The organism is Nocardia sp. NPDC005745 (genome assembly GCF_040630775.1).
Lineage (GTDB): Bacteria > Actinomycetota > Actinomycetes > Mycobacteriales > Mycobacteriaceae > Nocardia.
In genome coordinates this window covers 1-18,212 of sequence record NZ_JBEXYF010000001.1, presented here as the reverse complement: position 1 = coordinate 18,212, position 18,212 = coordinate 1, and the positions used below count along the sequence as shown (strand labels likewise).

Genomic DNA, 18,212 nt, shown 5'->3' with positions numbered 1-18,212 from the left:
TTTCGGCAGCGCTCTCCGGCCAGGACATCGCACCCGCCGCCGAGACCTTCAGCAGCACCTGCCCGGGACCGGGCTCCGGGTCGGGCACGGTGACCAGCTCGGGCGGACCCGATGGTCCGGTACTGCGGGGCCTTCATCGCGATACCTCCGTGGCCGTCACCTACAGGAAGGAACTGACGTTGTTCACTTGGTTCGATTGCGTGTAGCCGCTCTGCACGTACTCGCAGCTGAACCCGCCGGAACTGTCCCAGGTGATGGGCGTCGACTCGGTGCCGACGTTCGTTATCCAGAGGATGTAGATCTCGTGCCCGGCCTCGTATTCCGAGCTGGTCTGGCCGGGAGCGAGAATGAACAGCGATTTGGGCTTGTCCCATTCTTGCCGGTAGATCGAGACATGCATATCCGTGTCGTTGTACAGCTTGTACCAGCCGAGCGAGCTTCGTTCGGCAGGCGTCCCCTCGGTCAGCGATGGCAGAGGTACGTTCTTTCGCTTGGCGTCCATGCCGGTTCCGGTCATCGGTCGTCTCCCTTCGGATCGTGCACACGGAGTCCGAGAAATCGGCGCGAACGTCGGTGGATGGCAGTATTTCTCGCGCCGCTTCGCAGCATATGAATACGCGACGGGGGCTTCCCTCACCTTTTTCGGATGAAATAGCGCGCGATTCCGGATCGAGCGGCGGGAGACGACAGCGATCAGGTCACGGCTGATGGAATTCGCTCCGGCGTGGCGCCGATTCTGCTGTACTTGCTCCCGGCGATTCGCCTCGGACGACGACTACGAGATCAGCGCAGCGTCACCGGCGGTGTCGAGCTCGGTAGCGGTGCGCTCACACAGTGAGGACGAGACCATGGCTGAGAAGACTGCCACCACATATCAAATCATCAACTATGAAACCGGCCAAGCGCTCGCGGTCGACGGCAGCGCGGACAGTGTGACCATGCGACAGCGCGCCGCCGACGACGAGGCCCAACTGTGGACGTGCCCGGCCAATCCCGAAGAGGGCGACTTCGACATCGTCAACAAGAAAACCGGCGGGCACCTCGCGGCGAATCGTGCGAATGGGCGGTTGCTGTGCGCCGACGAGCATTGCGGCTGGGATATGCCCGAGTTCCCCGAGATATCCCCGATCGCCACCAGTGACGACGAATTCGTCATCGGCGTCATCCAGAACGATCAACCGCAGTTGCTGGTCAATCGAGAAAGCGAACGGGAGAAGTGGATATTCAGAAAAGTATGACCGGCGCGGTTTCGCCGCCCCGATCGCGGTTATTCCGTCGGGTTCCGGTGGTCGCGAACCGGGCGTAGCCGGGGGCGCTTGGCGGTGCGGCCGGCACCGGAGGACCGTCCGGTGACCCGGCGTCGTAGCCATGGGCCGAGAAAGGTTGCCGCCCAGCGCAGTTCGTGCGCGGCCACGGAGGCCGGGCCTCGTGCCGCCAGCGATGGCCGCACGGGGCTGGTCCAGCCGTCGTCGGCGCCGGGCAGCCGCAGCGCGTGCGCCAGAGCGTCGGCAATGCGCTGATGCCCGAGCGGACTGGCGTGCAGCCGATCGGGGCTCCAGAGACGGGGATCGGTGACCACGGCGTGCCGCGCCGTTTCGGCGACGACGACGCCGTGGCTCGCGGCCGAGTCGCGGATGCGCAGGTTGAGCGCGGTGACGCGGGTGCTGAGCGGCCGGGCGAGGGGGGTGATGCGCGCGATGTCGGGGAAGGTCACCGTGGCCACGACCGCGCCCTGCGCGGTGAGCGCGGCGAACATGGTGTCCAGGTGGCCTGCGACCTCGTCGGCGTCGAATCCCGGTCGCAGGAGGTCGTTGACCCCGGCGATGACGGTGGCGAGGTCCGGTCGCAGCGCGAGTGCGGCATCGAGTTGTTCGGCGTGCACCTGCCGGGCGAGTTTGCCGCGGACCGCGAGATTGGCGTAGTGCAGATCGGGATTGTCCTGGGCGAGCCGTTCGGCGAGGCGGTCGGCCAAGCCGCGCACTCCGATCCGGTCGTCGCCGTCGCCGACGCCTTCGGTCTGGCTGTCGCCGAGAGCGACATACCGCGAGTAACCGCCGCGGGTCGCAGGTGTGCGAGCGTCGGCACGCTGCAACGCCGCGGCGGTCGGCTCGGCACTGCCCGCGCCGACCACCACGGCGTCGTAGTCGCTCATGCTCCGCTCGCCTCACCCTCGAGCTGGGCGGTGGCTTCGGCCTTGATGCGCTCGAACTGCTCGCCCATCCGCGCCGCCAGGGCCTGTGCGGCCGAGAGTGGGCGCACCATGACGGTGAAGTCGTCGATCTTGCCGTCATCGTCGAAATGCAGGAAGTCGCAGCCGGTCAGCTGCTTGCCGTCGACGGTGGCCTCGAAGACGAACGCGTGATCGCGGCCGTCGGCATCGGCGATCTCGCGCACGTAGCGGAAGTCTTCGAAGACCCGGATCACCGCGCGCAGGATCGCGGCGGTGATGGCCTTGCCCGGGTAGGGCTTGAACGCGACAGGACTGGTGAACACGACGTCGTCGGCCAGTAGTGCCTCGATGGCGGCCTCGTCGCGGGCCTCCACGGCTGCCCGGAAGGGATGCATGTGCACCTCGCATACTCAAGAAGTTGAATAGGTCAACTGAACAGTAGTTGCGGTTCATGCGCGATGTCTAGGGCTCATAGGACAACTAATTGAATATTCACCTGCGGTGCTAACCTGGGTGGATGGCGCTACGTAACGCGGTGTTGGCCGCCCTGTTGGAAGGCGAGGCGTCCGGCTACGACCTGGCCAAGGGGTTCGACGCTTCGGTGGCGAACTTCTGGATGGCCACGCCCCAACAGCTGTACAAGGAACTGGAACGCATGGCGGCCGACGGTCTCATCGAGACCCGGATCGTTCACCAGGAGCGCCGCCCCAACAAGCGCCTGCACGCCATCACCCCTGCCGGACGGGCGGCGCTGCACGAGTTCGCCGCAGAGCCCGCCAAACCCACCGCCATCCGCGACGAGATGATGGTGAAGGTCCAGGGCATGGACGTCGAGGACGCCGCGGCGGTGCGCGCCACGGTGGCCGAGCGCCTGGACTGGTCGAAGGCGAAACTGGCGCGATACGAACGGCTGCGCATCCGGCTGCTGAACGGCCGCAGCGAACAGGCGTATCTCGCCGAGGCCGAACGAGTCGGCCCGTATCTCACCCTGCTGCGTGGCATCTCCTTCGAACAAGAGAACGTCCGCTGGGCGGAGTTCGCCCTGTTGGTGATCGACCGGCGGATGGCCGCGCACGCGTAGCGATCCGCGACGACGTGCGGACCCGGAGCGGCTCAGCGGGTGGCGGCGAGTGCCGCGAGGGTCTCCGCGGAGGTATGCACGGGCTCCCAGCCGAGCTGCCGCTTCGCGCGGCTGGTGTCCATGACCACGGGAGTGCGGACGATGTGCAGCCATTCGAGCGTGGCGGGCATGAACGGGAGGCGGGCGAGGGCGGCGGACGCGGCGGTGGCGGTGACCGCGGGAACGCGCACCGGCCTGCCGCCCAGCGCGGCGACCACCTCGGACAGGGTGAGGGTGCCGTCGCCCGCGATGTTGTAGGCGCCGGGTGGCGCCTGCGCGGTGGCGGCCAGCGCGATGGCGGCGGCCACGTCGTCGTGGTGGACGAGTTGCAGTGGGTGGCCCGGGTCGGGAATCACCGGTTTGAACAACGGGTTCGAGCGGGCAAGAGCGCGCAGCGGGCCGGGAAGCTTCTCCCATGGCAGGTCGTGCAGAGCCGGCGCTTTCGGGCCGGCCACGATGCACGGGCGCAGCACGAACACCTCGAGACCGGAGCCGGCGGTGATCTCGGCGAGCGCCGCCTCGCACGCGGCCTTCTGCTCGGAGTAGTAGTGCTCGGGCGAGCCATCGGGCGGAACGTCTTCGGTGATGGGGGAGGGATTGCGCGGGTGGTAGCCGTAGGCGGCGACCGAGGACGTGTAGACCAGGCGGCGGACCCGCTCGGCGGCCACCGTCGCCTCGAAGACATTGCGGGTGCCCGCGAGATTCACCCGCGCGCTCTCCTCCCGCGAGCCCATGATCACGAACGCCAGATGGATCACCACGTCGGCATCCGCGACCAAGGCATCGACGGCGGCGCGGTCGAGGATGTCGCCGCGACGGTACTCGGCCTTGGTCCAGCCGTGTGCGGCAGGGTCGAACGGCCGGCGGGCCATTCCGAGGATCCGGTCCACCGCCGGGTCGTGTTCGAGTGCGGAGACGGCGGAGATGCCGATCTCGCCGGTCGGCCCGGTGACGGCGACAGTGATACCCATGCGGCCAGGATTCCCCGGCCGCCGTGGGTGAAACCGTGCTCAGTCGGGTGGTTCGACGGTGCCCGCCTCTTCGTTCACGTCCTCGTCCTCGGGGGTTTCGCGGGTCTGGAGGTCCATGTCGGCAGGGTGGGAAGTGTCGGTCTGGTCGCCCAGTTCGGGTGCGTTCTCGTTTCCGGGTTCGGTCACGCCCGTGGGCTACCCATCGGCGTGGACTTCACGCGGAGTGCGCGCGCAGATCCGTTGGGTGCCGTTCGAGGCGCGGGTCCGGTGCCGTCGGGAGTCACGCTCGGTGTTCCCGGTCGCGTTGCCACTGCTCGATCGCCTGGCCGATGTCGGTGGTGGCGGGCTCGTGGTAGAGCCACTCCCGCGCGAGTCGATGCCAGTTGTTGGTGACGTGGAGCTGGCCGAGGGCGGCGAAGGTGAACAGGTCCGCGCGGCGGGAGAAGACGTGCTCGGCCGGGAGTAATTGGTGGCGCATACCTTTGAACTCGGCGGCTCGCGGGTCGATGGCGAGGATGACCGCGCCGGTGGCGACCTCGGGTGTGATTGTGATCGGTTCGTCGAGCAGATGCCATCCCGCGGCGGCCCACACATAATCGAGGCATTCTTGTGTGGTGACGCCCGCGTCCGGGTCGATGATGCCGCGTCCGACCCAGGCGTCGTACAGGTCTCGTGCGCGGTGTTCACCGGCGGCCCGCAGACACGCGCGCTCGAAGTCCACGTGCACGGGGTCCATGTGGTCGTAGAGCCCGAAATCGACGAACGCCAGCCGGCCGTCGGCGGCGAGCAGGATGTTGCCCGGATGCGGGTCGCCGCAGAACTCGTTGTCGCTGAACAGCGCACTGATGTAGAAGCGGTAGATCAACTCGCCGAAGCGGTCTCGATCGGCGGCGGGCAATGCTCGAATCCGCTGGAAATCACCGCCCTCGACGTACTCGGAGACGAGAACGCTTCGCGTGCAGTGCTCTTCGATGCTGTCGGGGACGGTGATGAAGGGGTGGTCGCGGTAGCGCATCGCTACCCGGTGCTGGGTCCGGGCTTCGCGCGGGTAGTCGAGTTCGTTGCCGATGTTGCGGGCGATCTCGTCCAGCACGGCGGTGTCGGCCGCGCTCGGCAGGACGGTTTTCCACAGCTTGCTGAGCACTTCCAGATTGCGCATGTCCGCGTGGATCGCCGCGTCCACCCCCGGGTATTGCACCTTGACCGCCACGGTGCGTCCGTCGCGTAACCGGGCCCGATACACCTGCCCGATCGACGCCGCGGCGATCGGTGTTTCGTCGAAGTCGGCGAACACGCGCGCCAATGGCCCGAGCTCGTCCTCGATCACCTGCCTCATCGCGGCGAACGGCGCGACCGGCGCGCGATCCCGCAGTTCGGCCAGCTTGGTGCGAAACAGTTCACGGTGCGATTCGGGCACGAGGTCGACCTCGAGAACCGACAGCATCTGCCCCAGCTTCATCGCCGCGCCCTTCATGGCGCCGAGCACCGTGACGAGTTGCTGCGCCGTCTGCAACGTCGAGCGCTCGGCGAGAACCCGCCGGGCTTCCTCGGTTCTGCCGATCATCGACAGCCGGGTCCCGACCCCGCGTACCGCCTGGCCGGCGGCCAGGCCGCCGAGGCGGCCACTTCTCGCCAGGCGACCTTTGGGTACCCGTCCGGCCACCGCATGCACCTCCATGAGCATTCGTGCCGCCCCGATGCCGCACGTCCGTATTCTTCGTAGCCCGACCGCCGTCTGTCGACCGGTGGGGCGCTTCTTCAGGCCGGGCGGCGGCTGCCGGCCGGTACCTCGCTCGGAAGGTCGCCGACGGCCGAGGCGATGAGCGCCGACCGCAGATACCACAGGCCTCTGCCGTCGGCGGGGTCGAAGCCGGTGAGCTGCGCGATGCGCCGCAGCCGGTAATCGACGGTGTTCGGATGAACATGCAGTAGCCGCGCGGTGCGCAAGCGGTGCATACCCGTGTCGAGATGAGTCCGCAGGGTCTCCAACAGCTCCGGATGGTCCATCAGTGGGGCGAGGTGTGTGCGGAGCTGGTCTCGACCGACTCCGGGGCGGGTCAGTTGATAGTGCAGCGCCAGCTCGGGGAACCTGTACAGCCCTGGTCCACGTTCCAGTTGTTGCGCTGTGTCCAGCAGTTCGTGCGCTTGGACAGCCGCGGCGGAGACCTCGTCGGGACCGGCGCACACGACGCCTGCGGTGACCGGCACTTGCGCGGCGCCGGAAAGTGTCGCGACGACCTTGTCGAGGTCTATGTCGTCGCCGGGATCTCCGGGCCGGGTACAGGGAATGAGGATGGTTCCCCCGTCGACCGACAGCAGCGACAGTGCTCGGTCGTCGAACAGGCCCGCGAGGGCGGCCTGGAGGCGGCGGAGCTTGCGCCGCGCGACGACCTGGCTGTCGAGCCGGGGGTGGGTTTCGTCGGGGTGTGCGGGCACGGCGAGGGCGAGCACGAAATATTGGTCGGCAAGAGGTATTCCGCATTCGCGGGCCATCGCGGATGTCGCGTGCCCGCCCAGCAGCGCTGAGGTCAGGGTATGCACCGCGGTGTGGTGTTCGGCGGCGATGGCCTTGTATTCGCGGACGTAGGCTTTGCTGACCGTCGAGGTCAGCAGATTCAACAGCTCCACAACGGCCGCGGTGCCGGTGGCGATGTCGATGCGATGCGTGGATCCGCGGTCGCCGAACAGCAAGCCGAGCCCGAACTTGAACCCCACGTGAACCGCGTGCAGGACGGCGTCGACCGGGATCCCCTCGCGCGCCCATCCCGCTGCCGCGACCTGCAAACCGTCGATGCGGTCCGGCACCGCCTGCCCGTCCAATCGCTGGATGGCCCACCGCATGCACGCACGGACCACCTCGGCGACGTCGGCGCCGACCGCGCCACCCGGCAGCGTGCGGCAGGGCGCCGCCGTATCCGCGACGTGTGCGACCACTTCGCGCGCGAGTCTGTGCACATCGTGCAGCGGCCGGATGACCGGCTGCCCCTCCGGATCGACCGCAGGATGAGCGATGTCTTCGATCATCACGTGTGACCTCCTCGCCACCGCGCATCCGCGGCCACGTCCAAGCTCGAACCGCCCGGGGAAGCAACCGTGCGGCGCCTCGGCGTTACCGGTTGTTCACCCTGTCCTCAACGGTAATCCGAGTCCTAGATCAGCTACTACTCCGCTTTCGGCCGGTCGGCCGAGGACCACGAAAACAGCTGATAAGCAGGAGGAATAGAGACCGCGGCCGTAGCCTGGGGGAGTGTTCCGGAGCCAGAACCTGGTGATCCGCTCACTTTCCGCGTCCCGCACGTGGACAGTCGTCCGATCGCTGGGGGAAGTGCCTGCCCGGTGCTGTCCGATCGGTAGGCGGCCACGCGCTGCACCCACGACGGCAGACGGAATCGTCACCGTGCCGAAGGACGCCGCGTCGATCAGACGGCGGCGGCCTCGGCTTCGGCCTCCATCCACGCGCCGATCATCCGCCCGGTCATATCGATTGCCTCCGCGCGGGCCCGGCTGTCCACATCCAGAGCCGACGCGCGCAGGACTGCCGCGAATCCGGTGTTGATCATGACGAAGGTCATCACGTCGTACTCGTGATCGTCTCCAGGGCCGAGGATCTGGATCAACATCACCTTGACCAGCAGACGCAGTCGTGGCTCGAATTCCGGGATACCACTGCTGTAGAACTGCACTCCGCCGACCAGCGCGCGAACCAACTGCGCGTTCGCGACCAGTTCGGCGGTGATCACCTGGAGGACATCGCTGACGACCTGCGGGATCGATTTCTCCGACAGATTGAAAACCTGCTGCGTGAAGCGCCGCTCGATGGTCTCGAGCAGCCGCTCGAGCAACTCCTCGACCAGGACGGCGCGATCGGCGAAGTAGCGGTAGACCGTTCCGATGCTGACACCGGCCTCCACCGCGATCCGGTTGGTCGAGGTGTTGGCGATACCGCGCTCACCGAACAGCCGCGCGGCCGTATCGAGGATGTGCTCCCTGGTCGCCTTCGCACGCTCCTGCGTCGGACGACGGCGCTGACCGACAGCCTTAGGCGGCATCACGCCCTCCTGCTGATCATGGAAAATGAGCAACGCTCATGTTACTGAGCGTCAGCGCTGCCGTCGGCGTAACGACGAGGTGGATTCCCGAGCTCCGCGATGCCGCGCGGAATTCGATGGAGCCGTGTCGCGACCCCGGCTGGGCGAAGCGCAAAGCGCAGGGTCGCAACGATATCGGCGGCAGGTCACAGATATGGCCGGGTGATCATCTCGATCCCGTGCCCGGCCGGGTCGCGGAAGTAGACCCCGCGTCCGCCGTGTTCGGTGTTGGTGGTGCCCGGCCGCTGGAAGAACGGGTCGGCCGCGTGCTCGATACCCCGCTCACGCAGCTTTCCGTAGGCTCGTTCGAACAGCTCGTCGTCGACGAGGAAGGCGTAGTGCTGCATCTGGATGTCCTCGACCGGTGGTTCGGCGAACTGCAGCAGCACACCGTCCTCGCAGAGCAGGTTGGTGAACACTCCCCACGAAGGGGCTTCGGCGAACTCGAAGATATCGCGGAAGAAGGCCGCGGACTCGTGGCGATCCTTGGCCGCGATGATGGTGTGGTTGAAGCGTGCGGGCATGATTTCTCCTGTCGTGATCGATCTGTGCAGCGTGTGATCATCACGACGGAGGTGGGGCCCGCGCACCGGCGCGAGGTCCTCGATCGAATGGCTGGTTCGGGCCGCGGCAGGCCCGAACGGCGCTCAGAAGAGCACCGGGTAACCAATCCGTGTGTGGCGCAAGGCCCTCCCGGTAGTCATCGCCGCACAGCGTAGCCCATCGGGCGAAGCCGGCCAAGCCTCCGTGACTCGGGTGTGCCCACCGTGCGACGGTTCTGGATCTGATTCATTCGGCCGTCGTCAGCAGTGGCGCGAGTCGGCGCAGCGAACCGAGGTAGTCCTCGCCCAGAGCTTGCAGCGCGACGTGGTCGGCACCCGCCTTCAGGTGCTCGACTACTTGCCGGGCGACCTCGACGGGCGTGCCGTGCACCGCGAGCACATCGATGAGACGGTCGCTGCCCGGCTTGGTCACGTCCTCCTCGGAGAAGCCGAGACGCCGCAGGTTCGAGACGTAGTTGCGCAGCCCGAGATACATATCGACCATCTGCCTGCCGACCTCGCGTGCCCGCTGGGGGTCGTCGTCGAGCACGAGTTTCTGCTCCGCGACCAGCAGGGCGGAGCCGAGGATCTTGCGTGCCTGCGCGGTGTGTTCCGGCGGGGCCAGATACGGCAGCGCGCCCGCGGTGCGCGTGCGCGACAGTTCGAGCACCTTGGGCCCGAGCGCGGCCAGCGCTATCCGGTTCTTCGGTACACCGGCCGTGTCGAGCTCGTCGAGGTAATGCACCAGCGCGTCGTACGGTTTCTGGTACGGCTTGTTGGCTTCTGGGTGGCCCGCGCCGATACCGAGCAGGAAACGACCGGGGAAGCGCTGTTCGATCCGGTGGAATGATTCGGCGACGGTGTTCGCAGGGGCGGTCCAGATGTTCACGATGCTGGTGGCGACGATCAGCGTCCGCGTCGCCTCGAGCAACGATTCGACCACCGGCAGGTCAGCGGGCGGTGACCCGCCGAGCCACAACGCGCTGTAGCCGAGCTTCTCCAGTTCGGCGGCGTCCTCGGGAGCGAACCCCTTGTATCCGCGCCATGCTCCGAACCGTCCGAGACCGTCGATCGTCATGAATGTCCCAACCTTTCTGTGAGGTTGCCTGTTCCGGATACCGTTCTCGATTCGACCAAGCCGGTGCCGGTGGACCGCAGCGCCGGCAGTCCGCGCCAGTCGGACCATTGGCACATCAATCCGCGAGTAGCGAACCCGCCAGGGTGGTGACGCCGTCACCGCAATCCCGTTACGCTCTGTCCTGACATGCGGCGACGTGTTGTGAAGCCGCGGGTGAGAAGCAGGTCAGGTGTTACCGACAGGCCGCTGACCAGGCCTTTTCCGGGCGGCCGGACGGAGGGATCGACACCCCGCCCGGACCGCATAGGAGTTCTACCAGCTTCCGGCCGGCGAATCGGGGATTTCCGGGTGTCTCACTAGAATGGGGCGACCGTATTCGTCCGCTTCCGGGAGCCAGCCGTGACCATCCAGCCCGTTCGCCTGTTCGGCGATCCCATTCTGCGTGCCCGCGCCGCGGAGGTCACCGCGTTCGACCGCGATCTGCGGCAGCTGGTGACCGACCTGACCGAGACCATGCACGACGACGGCGGGGTCGGGATGGCCGCGCCGCAGATCGGGGTCGGGCTGCGCGTGTTCGTCTACGACACCGGCGACGCTTCGGGGCATCTGGTGAACCCGCAGTGGGAGGTCGTCGGCGACGAAGAGCAGGTCGGGCCGGAAGGCTGCCTGTCGATCCCCGCCGTGCGCTACGACACGCGCCGGACCTTGCGTGTGCGAGCGTCCGGTGTGGACGTCGACGGCGCGCCCGTCGCCTTCGAGGCGGAAGGCCTGCTCGCGCGATGCGTGCAGCACGAGACCGATCATCTCGACGGGGTGCTGTTCATCGACCGTCTCGACCCGGCCCAGCGCAAGGAGGCGATGCGGGTGATCCGCGAATCCGATTGGTTCACAGCGGGATTGACCGTGCGTCCCGCGCGCTCGATGAGCGGCTCCGGCCGGCCCAACCCGTTCGGGGCCGGCCGCTGATGCGCGTCGTCTTCGCGGGTACCCCGGAACCGGCGGTCCCGTCGCTGCGGCGTCTGCTGGAATCGGCGCGTCACGAGGTGATCGCCGTGGTGACGCGGCCGGACGCGGTCGCAGGGCGCGGCCGGAAGGTGACCAGGTCGCCGGTCGGTCAGCTGGCCGACCGACACGGCATCCCGGTGCTCACTCCCCGTCGTCCGTCGGAGCCGGAATTCCTGGCGCAGCTCACCGACTTGGCGCCGGACTGCTGCCCTGTCGTCGCCTACGGCGCGCTGCTGCCCGAGCCGGTGCTCGACATCCCGCGCTTCGGCTGGATCAACCTGCACTTCTCGCTGCTGCCCGCTTGGCGGGGCGCGGCGCCGGTACAGGCGGCGATCGACGCGGGCGACGAGATCACCGGCGCCTCCACCTTCCAGATCGAGGCCGGGTTGGACACCGGCCCGGTTTTCGGCATGGTGACCGAGAAGATCGCCGTCACCGATACCGCGGGCGCCCTGCTGCAGCGATTGGCCGACAGCGGCTCCCGCCTGCTGGAAGCGACGCTCGACGGAGTGGAGGACGGGACCTTGCAGCCCGTCCCGCAGTCCACCGACGGCGTCTCGTACGCGCCCAAGGTCGGTGTCGAGGCCGGGCATGTGCGCTGGGACCAACCCGCCCTGGCCATCAGCAGGCGGATTCGCGCGGTCACCCCGGCTCCCGGCGCCTGGACCGAGGTGGGCGGCACGCGGCTGAAGCTGGGACCGGTCGAGCTGGTCGAGGAGGAGTTGCCCGAACGCGTCATCGAGGTGCGCAAGTCCGGCGTGTTCGTCGGCACCGCCACCACCGCGGTGCGGCTGGATCAGGTGCAGCCGCAGGGCAAGCGCATGATGGCCGCGCTCGACTGGGCGCGCGGGGCCCGCCTGCAGCCCGGCGCGGTGGTCGAATGACGCCGCGCGGCAATCGACCCGGTGACGACAACGCCCGCGACCGGCGGCGCGACGACCGTGAGTCCGCGCCGAACCGTTCCGGCGAGGCCGGTCGGCCTGGTGCGCAGGGTGGCCCGCGGCAGGACCGCGCCGGCGCGGGACGGTCACGAGCGGCCGATCCGCGGGCAGGCAGCGGGCGAGCCGAGGCGCGCGGTCGCGATCGCGACGAAGGGCGCGGCGCCGCGGGACAACGCGCGGCGACGGGCCGGTCGGATCGTTTCGCCGCCGGGCGTCCGTCCGCGGGGTCCAAAGCCGCCGCGGGCAGGCGACCGCATCGTAAAGAGCCCGCCGATCCGCCGCGGACGGCCGCGAGGGATGTACTGCGAGCGGTCCGGGAGCGCGACGCCTACGCCAACCTCGTGCTGCCCCCGCTGTTGCGGGACCTGGGGTTGTCGGGCCGGGACGCGGCGTTGGCGACCGAACTCGCCTACGGCGCGTGCCGGTCGCTGGGCCTGCTCGACGCGGTGATCGCCGCGGGGGCGGGCCGGCCGATCGAGGAGATCGACGGACCGCTGCTGGACGTGCTCCGGCTCGGCGTCTACCAGCTGCTGCGCACCAGGATCGGCGCGCACGCAGCGGTGGACACCTCGGTGGCATTGGCGCGCTCCGAATTCGGCGCGGGCAAGGCGGGATTCGTCAACGCCGTGCTCCGGCGGGCGGGGGAGAAGACCCCTGAACAGTGGGTGGAGGCGCTCGCGCCCGCCGATCCGGTCGGCAGGCTGGCGTTCGAGTACGCGCACCCGGCCTGGATCGCGCAGGCGTTCGCCGACGCGCTGGGAGCGCGCGCGGGGGAGTTGCGCGAGGTGCTCGCCGCCGACGACGCTCGGCCACTGGTGCATCTCGTGGCCCGCCCGGGCGACATCACCGCGGAGGAACTCGCGCTGGTGACCGGCGGCGAGGAGGGCCGCTGGTCGCCGTACGCGGTCTACCTGGACGGCGGTGACCCGGGCAAACTCGAGCCGGTGCGCGAGGGCATGGCGGCCGTACAGGACGAAGGCAGCCAGCTGGTGGCGCTGGCGCTGACCAGGGCCGAACTCGGCGGACCGGACACCGGTCGCTGGCTGGACCTGTGCGCAGGACCGGGCGGCAAGGCCGCGCTACTCGGTGCGATCGCCGCGATCGACGGCTTCCGGGTGGACGCGGTCGAGCCCGCCGCGCACCGTGCCGAACTGGTGCGCAAGGCCGTGCGCGACCTGCCGGTGGACATCCACGTCGTCGACGGCCGCGCCAGCGGACTGACCCCGGGTTATGACCGCATCCTGGTGGACGCCCCGTGCACCGGGCTCGGCGCGCTGCGCCGCAGGCCGGAGGCGCGCTGGCGGCGCACCCCCGCGGACGTCCGCGAACTGGTCGTCCTGCAGCGCGAATTACTCTCCGCCGCATGGGATTTGCTGCGCCCGGGTGGTGTCGTGGTGTATTCGACGTGCTCGCCGCATCTGCCGGAGACGGTGTCGATCGTGGCCGACGCGGTGCGCCGCCTCGGCGCCGAGCAACTCGACACCCGCGAGCTGCTGCCCGGGGTCACCGATGTCGGGGACGGACCGGGGGCGCAGCTGTGGCCACACCGGCACGGCACCGACGCCATGTTCCTGGCCGCGCTGCGCAAGCCGCGCTGAAGCGGCGTTCCATTCGTCCAAGCCGGACGTGTGGCCTTGGCGCACACTCGGCGCATGACGATGACCTGGCAAGACGTGGTCAGGATGGCGACCGGGCTCCCGGAGGTGGAGGAGTCCACCTGGTGGCGCAGCCCGGCGCTGAAGGCCGGAGGCAAAGGGTTCGCCCGACTGTGCAGCGACGCCGTCGGCGGTCTCGTTCTGGCGTGGTGGCGCACCGCTCCGGCGAAGGTGCGCGAGCTCCGCGAGCGCGAGAGCCGCTGAACGCGCTCATTCCCGGCTGGACTGTTCCCGCAGACGGGCAAGGGTTTTCGCCAGGATGCGCGACACGTGCATCTGGGAGATGCCCATCTGCTGCGCGATCTGGGTCTGGGTCATCGATTCGAAGAACCGCATCGTCAGGATGCGCCGTTCCCGCTCGGGCAGCCCGGCCAGCAGCGGCCGGATCGCGACGTACTCCTCGACCCGATCGAACTGGGACTCCTCCTCGCCGAGAGTGTCCAGCAGCGAGGCGTCGGTGTCACGGCCGAGGGTGGCCGCGTCGATCGAGCTCGGCTGGTAGGCGTTGCCCGCGATGACCGCCTGGGTCACCTCGTCCGGATCGACGTCCAGCTCCGCGGCGATCTCCTTCGCCGTCGGGGAGCGGCCGAGGGTCTGGGAGAGACTGTCGATCGCCGCGCCGATGCGTAGATGAGTCTCCTTGACCCGTCTCGGCACTCGCATCGCCCAGGTGTTGTCGCGGAAATACCGGCGGACCTCGCCCATGATGGTCGGCACCGCGAACGACAGGAAATTCGAGCCGCGCTCCACGTCGAAACGATCCACCGCGTGCACCAAGCCGACCCGCGCCACCTGGGTCAGATCATCGAACGGCTCACCGCGCCCACTGAACTTGCGGGCGATGTGGTCGGCGAGCGGAATGCAGCGGCTGATCAGCTCCGCGCGGAGCGCGGCGTGCCGCGCCGTCCCGTTCTCGCTGGCCGCGAGCTGCTCGAAGAGCAATCCGACGTCGTCGTAGCCGGGGACCGTTCCCGCCGCTTCCAGGGTTTCCTCGGCGTCGACGGCGTCGACGGCGTCCTCGGTGTCCTCTGTGGTCAGCGTGTCTGCGTCCTCGTCGCGCTGTGCATCGAACACGGTTTCCTCGTCCGCCACTACGCCTTCCCCCGGACCCGACGGAACTCGACCGTTGTCGGATATCCGGAGATCGCCGCGTCGTACGAATCCTGGGTAGCGTCCACAGCGTCGGTGAGGGTACGGAGCACATGCCAGCCGAAGCTGCGCTGGTCGGGCAGTCCCGGCTTCTCCGCGATGCCCTCGACCCGGACGAGCAACTCGGTGTCACCGACGGTGAACCGGCAGTTCAGGCTCGTTTCCGGGGCGGCGACCGCGATCAGCGTCGAGCAGACCTCGTCGACGGCCAGCCGGATGTCGGCCACCTCGTCCAGCGTGAATTCGCTGAGTAGGACGAGGGTTTCGGCGAGCCCACGCACGATGGGCAGTTGTGTCACCGACGCCGCCACCCGAATCTCCACCGGGGTGCTGTAGAGCCCCTGTTCCGCCGAAATATTGATCACCCTATGCAGGCTACCCACTCCCGCGCTGGGCAACCCCGGCGACCGTTAGACTCCGGCGTTGTGTCCAACCCGACTTACCCGCGTCCGGCCGTTCCGATGATCGCCCCGTCCATTTTGTCCGCCGACTTCGCGCATCTCGCGGACGAAGCGAAGGCCGTCGCAGGCGCCGACTGGCTGCACGTGGATGTGATGGACGCGCACTTCGTGCCGAATCTCACCCTCGGCCTTCCGGTGGTGGAGAGCCTGCTGAAGGCGACCGAGATCCCGCTGGACTGCCACCTGATGATCGAGGATCCGGGCCGCTGGGCGCCGCCGTACGCCGAGGCGGGCGCGCACAACGTGACCTTCCATGCGGAGGCGACCGACGATCCGATCGCGGTGGCGCGCGACATCCGCGCCGCGGGCGCCAAAGCGGGGCTCTCGGTGAAGCCCGGCACACCGATCGAGCCGTACCTGGAGATCCTGCGCGATTTCGACACCTTGCTGGTGATGAGCGTGGAACCGGGCTTCGGCGGGCAGTCGTTCATCCCGGAGGTGTTGCAGAAGGCGCGCATCGTGCGGAACCTGGTCGACTCCGGCGAGCTGCGGCTGCTGGTGGAGATCGATGGCGGCATCAACGCCGACACCATCGAGGCGGCCGCGGAGGCGGGAGTGGACTGCTTCGTCGCCGGTTCCGCGGTGTACAGCACCGCCGACCCCGGGGCCACCGTGCAGAAGCTGCGCGATCAGGCGGCCTCGGCGTGGGCGCGCTGATCGGGTCTATCCGGCCCGCGTCCGTCGTGCGGCGACCGCGCGGATCGTCTCGATCATCGCGCTGATCGACGGGCGGCGCGACCCGGCCTCGGGCGACCGGATCCACACGCGGTAGCCGGTGCGCTCGTCCTCCGGTGAGGGCAGCACGACCTGGCTGCCCGCGCAGGCCACCGCCGCGTACAGGCGGAACAGTTCGGCCGAGACCGCGGGGCTGATCGCGTCGGGCCCGGCGGGTCCGGTGAGGAAGGTCCAGTGCCTGGCCCGCGGATGGTCGACGACCGGGCCCGCGATTCCGTCCTGGACGAGTTGTCGCAGTACCTGCTCGCCGAGTTCGGCGGGCATGGTGACGGCACCGTAGTCGACGCCAATGTGCAGGAGAATGCGATGCGAACCGGGATCCATCGATGCGGGCAACTGGAATTCGCGCCGATACCGTGAGCAGCGAACTTCCGGCGTCGAATCGAGAAATGTGGTCACACCGCGCCCCCGGCTGTGTCCGACCCAATTTGTTCCACTGTGTTCTCCGGCTTTCTCGAGGAGTGGACATCGTGCGACAGGCTTCCCGGTCGTCCGCCGTATGACCTGGTAGAGCACCCCATCGAACTGCTTGGGCGGAATAGTTGAACGCGAGAAGTCGGCCGCGTAACGATATCGCTTCCGCTCTCGTCGGAGCGCGGAATCTGCGTTATAAGCGTGTTTCTTTCGGGTATCGAGTAAGGATCGGCAAACTCCCCCTGGGGTAAATAAATACGCGCGGTATGTCTGTTACCGCCGAATAGTCATCGGATCCCGTGCGCCACGGTGTTTCGCGGCCTATGTGGACATATTTCTTTCCATATTCGATGGGACCGGCCGGTTCCGCGCGCCTCGGCCCGCCCCCCGGTCTGCTTACGGTGCGATCAGCGGTACGCCGTTCCGCTCCGGAGCGCCGCTGTCTCCGGCCGCCCCCGCGTCATTAGGCTGAGTGGGCGCGGGAATATCGGCCGGGCCCCGCGCTGTTCCGCAACCGGACGACAACGACGCGACAGGGAGTCAGGGCACATGTTCACAGGCATCGTCGAGGAACTCGGCGAGATCGTCGCCAGCGAGCAGCTGACCGACGCCGCGCGGCTGACGATCAAGGGCAAGCTGGTGACCTCCGATGCCGGGCACGGTGATTCGATCGCCGTGAACGGGGTGTGCCTGACCGTCGTGGAGGTGACCGGCGGCGACTCGTTCACCGTCGACGTCATGGCCGAGACACTCAACCGCTCGAGCATCGGCAAACTGGACGTCGGTGCCAAGGTGAATCTCGAGCGCGCCGCGGCGTTGAACAGCAGGCTCGGTGGGCATCTGGTCCAAGGCCATGTCGACGGCACCGGCACCGTGCTCTCGCGCACTCCCTCGGAGAACTGGGACGTGGTGCGGATCTCGCTGCCCGAGAACATCGCCCGCTACGTCGTGCAGAAGGGTTCGATCACCGTCGACGGCATCTCGCTCACCGTCTCCGGACTCGGCGTCTCCGACGACCCCGCCGAAACCGGCAGCCGGGACTGGTTCGAGGTCTCGCTCATCCCCACCACCCTCTCTCTGACCAACCTGGGCTTCGCCACCGTCGGCACCACCGTCAACTTGGAGGTCGACGTGATCGCCAAATACGTCGAACGCCTCCAGCAGCGCGGCTGACCGTGACCGCCCCGCTCGTCCCCGCCCACGCCGGACGAGGGCGCGCGACGGCGAGCGCGCTCCTCCGGCCTCGGCTGCCGGGAAGCGCTGTGCGCGCGGGAGCGGTGACCACTGTCCGGCGCGGTCGGGTTTGCTCCATCCCGGTCGCCGCGGCCACCGAGACCGAGCGGGCATGGTCCGCGCCTCAGCCCGCATCCGAACGATTCCCGCGCCCGCGCCCCGATAGCCGCGAATGGCCCCCAGTTCGGGGTGCGCACGGACACAAAGGAGACGCGGATCGGCTCACACCCGAAAAGCCCGAACCCCCACCCCGTAGTAATAGCCTCCGCCGCTCGCCGCCCCACGAAGCGCCGGAATGCGGCGAACCTGCGGGTCAGGTGAAAGCGACTTCGCGTAACCGGGTGGATCTCACTCCGATTCCCGCGGGAAGCAAGTCGGCCCAGCTCGCGGCCGAGGAGCCGTCGTGCTGCCTACTCACTACCGTCGGCCCGCGCCGGCCCTCCGCCCACGAGGCGCCGGAATGCGGCGAACCTGCGGGTCCGGTGATAACGGCATCGAGTAACCGGCTCAACCACACTCCGGCTTTCGAGCGAAGCGAGACCGAGCATGCGCCGTTCGCGGCCCGGCTCGCGTTCGCGCGGGCGCCCGCTCGATGAGCCGCCGGTCGAGGGCGAACCGCCCGCCGAGGAGTTACCCGCCGAACCACCGCT

Annotated in this window: 21 protein-coding genes and 1 pseudogene; 8 read left to right on the top strand and 14 right to left on the bottom strand. The window is 68.4% G+C overall.

The window, feature by feature from the left end; genetic code table 11:
- Nucleotides 1–31: 31 nt before the first annotated feature.
- A pseudogene (locus ABZ420_RS00110) lies at nt 32–137 on the bottom strand (NAD(P)-dependent alcohol dehydrogenase); the annotation flags it as partial.
- A 23-nt stretch (nt 138–160) separates the two neighbouring features.
- Nucleotides 161–517, bottom strand: coding sequence for a hypothetical protein (locus tag ABZ420_RS00105; protein ID WP_357115449.1), 357 nt, complete (start codon nt 515–517; stop codon nt 161–163).
- A 286-nt stretch (nt 518–803) separates the two neighbouring features.
- On the opposite strand from ABZ420_RS00105, the gene ABZ420_RS00100 reads away from it, so the two are divergent.
- Entirely contained in the window at nt 804–1,238 is a 435-nt protein-coding gene (locus ABZ420_RS00100) for an RICIN domain-containing protein (protein WP_357115446.1), read from the top strand.
- A 29-nt stretch (nt 1,239–1,267) separates the two neighbouring features.
- Here ABZ420_RS00100 and ABZ420_RS00095 read toward each other — a convergent pair whose 3' ends face one another.
- Both ABZ420_RS00095 and ABZ420_RS00090 read right to left on the bottom strand, forming a co-directional pair.
- Nucleotides 1,268–2,152, bottom strand: coding sequence for an SGNH/GDSL hydrolase family protein (locus ABZ420_RS00095; RefSeq protein ID WP_357115443.1), 885 nt, complete (start codon nt 2,150–2,152; stop codon nt 1,268–1,270).
- Nucleotides 2,149–2,565: a nuclear transport factor 2 family protein gene (locus ABZ420_RS00090; protein WP_063052284.1), complete on the bottom strand. Its 417-nt coding sequence runs from the start codon at nt 2,563–2,565 to the stop codon at nt 2,149–2,151. The genes ABZ420_RS00095 and ABZ420_RS00090 overlap by 4 nt, the downstream gene beginning before the upstream one ends.
- 122 nt (nt 2,566–2,687) lie before the next feature.
- On the opposite strand from ABZ420_RS00090, the gene ABZ420_RS00085 reads away from it, so the two are divergent.
- The gene (locus ABZ420_RS00085) at nt 2,688–3,251 is read left to right on the top strand and encodes a PadR family transcriptional regulator (RefSeq protein ID WP_357115440.1); all 564 of its coding nucleotides are present in this window, start codon (nt 2,688–2,690) and stop codon (nt 3,249–3,251) included.
- A 32-nt stretch (nt 3,252–3,283) separates the two neighbouring features.
- Here ABZ420_RS00085 and ABZ420_RS00080 read toward each other — a convergent pair whose 3' ends face one another.
- The 7 genes from ABZ420_RS00080 to ABZ420_RS00050 form a co-directional block, all read right to left on the bottom strand.
- Nucleotides 3,284–4,261, bottom strand: coding sequence for an NAD-dependent epimerase/dehydratase family protein (locus tag ABZ420_RS00080; RefSeq protein ID WP_357115437.1), 978 nt, complete (start codon nt 4,259–4,261; stop codon nt 3,284–3,286).
- 39 nt (nt 4,262–4,300) lie between these two features.
- Nucleotides 4,301–4,447, bottom strand: coding sequence for a hypothetical protein (locus tag ABZ420_RS00075; protein ID WP_357115434.1), 147 nt, complete (start codon nt 4,445–4,447; stop codon nt 4,301–4,303).
- A gap of 94 nt (nt 4,448–4,541) precedes the next feature.
- Nucleotides 4,542–5,924 (bottom strand): AarF/ABC1/UbiB kinase family protein, encoded by a 1,383-nt coding sequence (locus ABZ420_RS00070; protein ID WP_357115431.1) that lies wholly within the window; start codon nt 5,922–5,924, stop codon nt 4,542–4,544.
- A gap of 95 nt (nt 5,925–6,019) precedes the next feature.
- Nucleotides 6,020–7,285 carry a helix-turn-helix domain-containing protein gene (locus tag ABZ420_RS00065; protein WP_357116421.1) on the bottom strand — a complete coding sequence of 422 codons (1,266 nt, stop codon included), beginning with the start codon at nt 7,283–7,285 and terminating at the stop codon, nt 6,020–6,022.
- A 395-nt stretch (nt 7,286–7,680) separates the two neighbouring features.
- Complete coding sequence (locus ABZ420_RS00060) at nt 7,681–8,310, bottom strand: TetR family transcriptional regulator (protein WP_357115428.1); 630 nt, start codon at nt 8,308–8,310, stop codon at nt 7,681–7,683.
- Nucleotides 8,311–8,495: 185 nt separating this feature from the next.
- Entirely contained in the window at nt 8,496–8,873 is a 378-nt protein-coding gene (locus ABZ420_RS00055; RefSeq protein WP_357115425.1) for a VOC family protein, read from the bottom strand.
- A gap of 265 nt (nt 8,874–9,138) precedes the next feature.
- Complete coding sequence (locus tag ABZ420_RS00050; RefSeq protein WP_357115422.1) at nt 9,139–9,969, bottom strand: LLM class F420-dependent oxidoreductase; 831 nt, start codon at nt 9,967–9,969, stop codon at nt 9,139–9,141.
- A 399-nt stretch (nt 9,970–10,368) separates the two neighbouring features.
- Here ABZ420_RS00050 and def point away from each other — a divergent pair, with 399 nt between their 5' ends.
- The 4 genes from def (at nt 10,369) to ABZ420_RS00030 (ending at nt 13,774) form a co-directional block, all read left to right on the top strand.
- The gene (gene def / locus ABZ420_RS00045; protein WP_357115419.1) at nt 10,369–10,935 is read left to right on the top strand and encodes a peptide deformylase; all 567 of its coding nucleotides are present in this window, start codon (nt 10,369–10,371) and stop codon (nt 10,933–10,935) included.
- Nucleotides 10,935–11,858 carry a methionyl-tRNA formyltransferase gene (fmt, locus tag ABZ420_RS00040; protein ID WP_357115417.1) on the top strand — a complete coding sequence of 308 codons (924 nt, stop codon included), beginning with the start codon at nt 10,935–10,937 and terminating at the stop codon, nt 11,856–11,858. Before def ends, fmt begins: the two co-directional genes overlap by 1 nt.
- 359 nt (nt 11,859–12,217) lie before the next feature.
- Nucleotides 12,218–13,513: an RsmB/NOP family class I SAM-dependent RNA methyltransferase gene (locus ABZ420_RS00035; protein ID WP_357116419.1), complete on the top strand. Its 1,296-nt coding sequence runs from the start codon at nt 12,218–12,220 to the stop codon at nt 13,511–13,513.
- Nucleotides 13,514–13,567: 54 nt separating this feature from the next.
- Complete coding sequence (locus ABZ420_RS00030; protein ID WP_357115414.1) at nt 13,568–13,774, top strand: hypothetical protein; 207 nt, start codon at nt 13,568–13,570, stop codon at nt 13,772–13,774.
- A 6-nt stretch (nt 13,775–13,780) separates the two neighbouring features.
- Here the strand turns inward: ABZ420_RS00030 and ABZ420_RS00025 are convergent, their stop codons facing one another.
- Both ABZ420_RS00025 and ABZ420_RS00020 read right to left on the bottom strand, forming a co-directional pair.
- Entirely contained in the window at nt 13,781–14,662 is an 882-nt protein-coding gene (locus tag ABZ420_RS00025; protein ID WP_357115411.1) for an RNA polymerase sigma factor SigF, read from the bottom strand.
- Complete coding sequence (locus ABZ420_RS00020; RefSeq protein WP_040867498.1) at nt 14,662–15,084, bottom strand: anti-sigma factor; 423 nt, start codon at nt 15,082–15,084, stop codon at nt 14,662–14,664. Before ABZ420_RS00020 ends, ABZ420_RS00025 begins: the two co-directional genes overlap by 1 nt.
- A gap of 96 nt (nt 15,085–15,180) precedes the next feature.
- Here ABZ420_RS00020 and rpe point away from each other — a divergent pair, with 96 nt between their 5' ends.
- Nucleotides 15,181–15,837 carry a ribulose-phosphate 3-epimerase gene (gene rpe, locus ABZ420_RS00015; RefSeq protein ID WP_062973652.1) on the top strand — a complete coding sequence of 219 codons (657 nt, stop codon included), beginning with the start codon at nt 15,181–15,183 and terminating at the stop codon, nt 15,835–15,837.
- Between the two features lie 6 nt (nt 15,838–15,843).
- Here the strand turns inward: rpe and ABZ420_RS00010 are convergent, their stop codons facing one another.
- Nucleotides 15,844–16,314: a hypothetical protein gene (locus ABZ420_RS00010; protein WP_357115408.1), complete on the bottom strand. Its 471-nt coding sequence runs from the start codon at nt 16,312–16,314 to the stop codon at nt 15,844–15,846.
- 564 nt (nt 16,315–16,878) lie between these two features.
- On the opposite strand from ABZ420_RS00010, the gene ABZ420_RS00005 reads away from it, so the two are divergent.
- Nucleotides 16,879–17,502 (top strand): riboflavin synthase, encoded by a 624-nt coding sequence (locus ABZ420_RS00005; RefSeq protein WP_357115405.1) that lies wholly within the window; start codon nt 16,879–16,881, stop codon nt 17,500–17,502.
- The last annotated feature ends 710 nt before the right edge of the window (nt 17,503–18,212 follow it).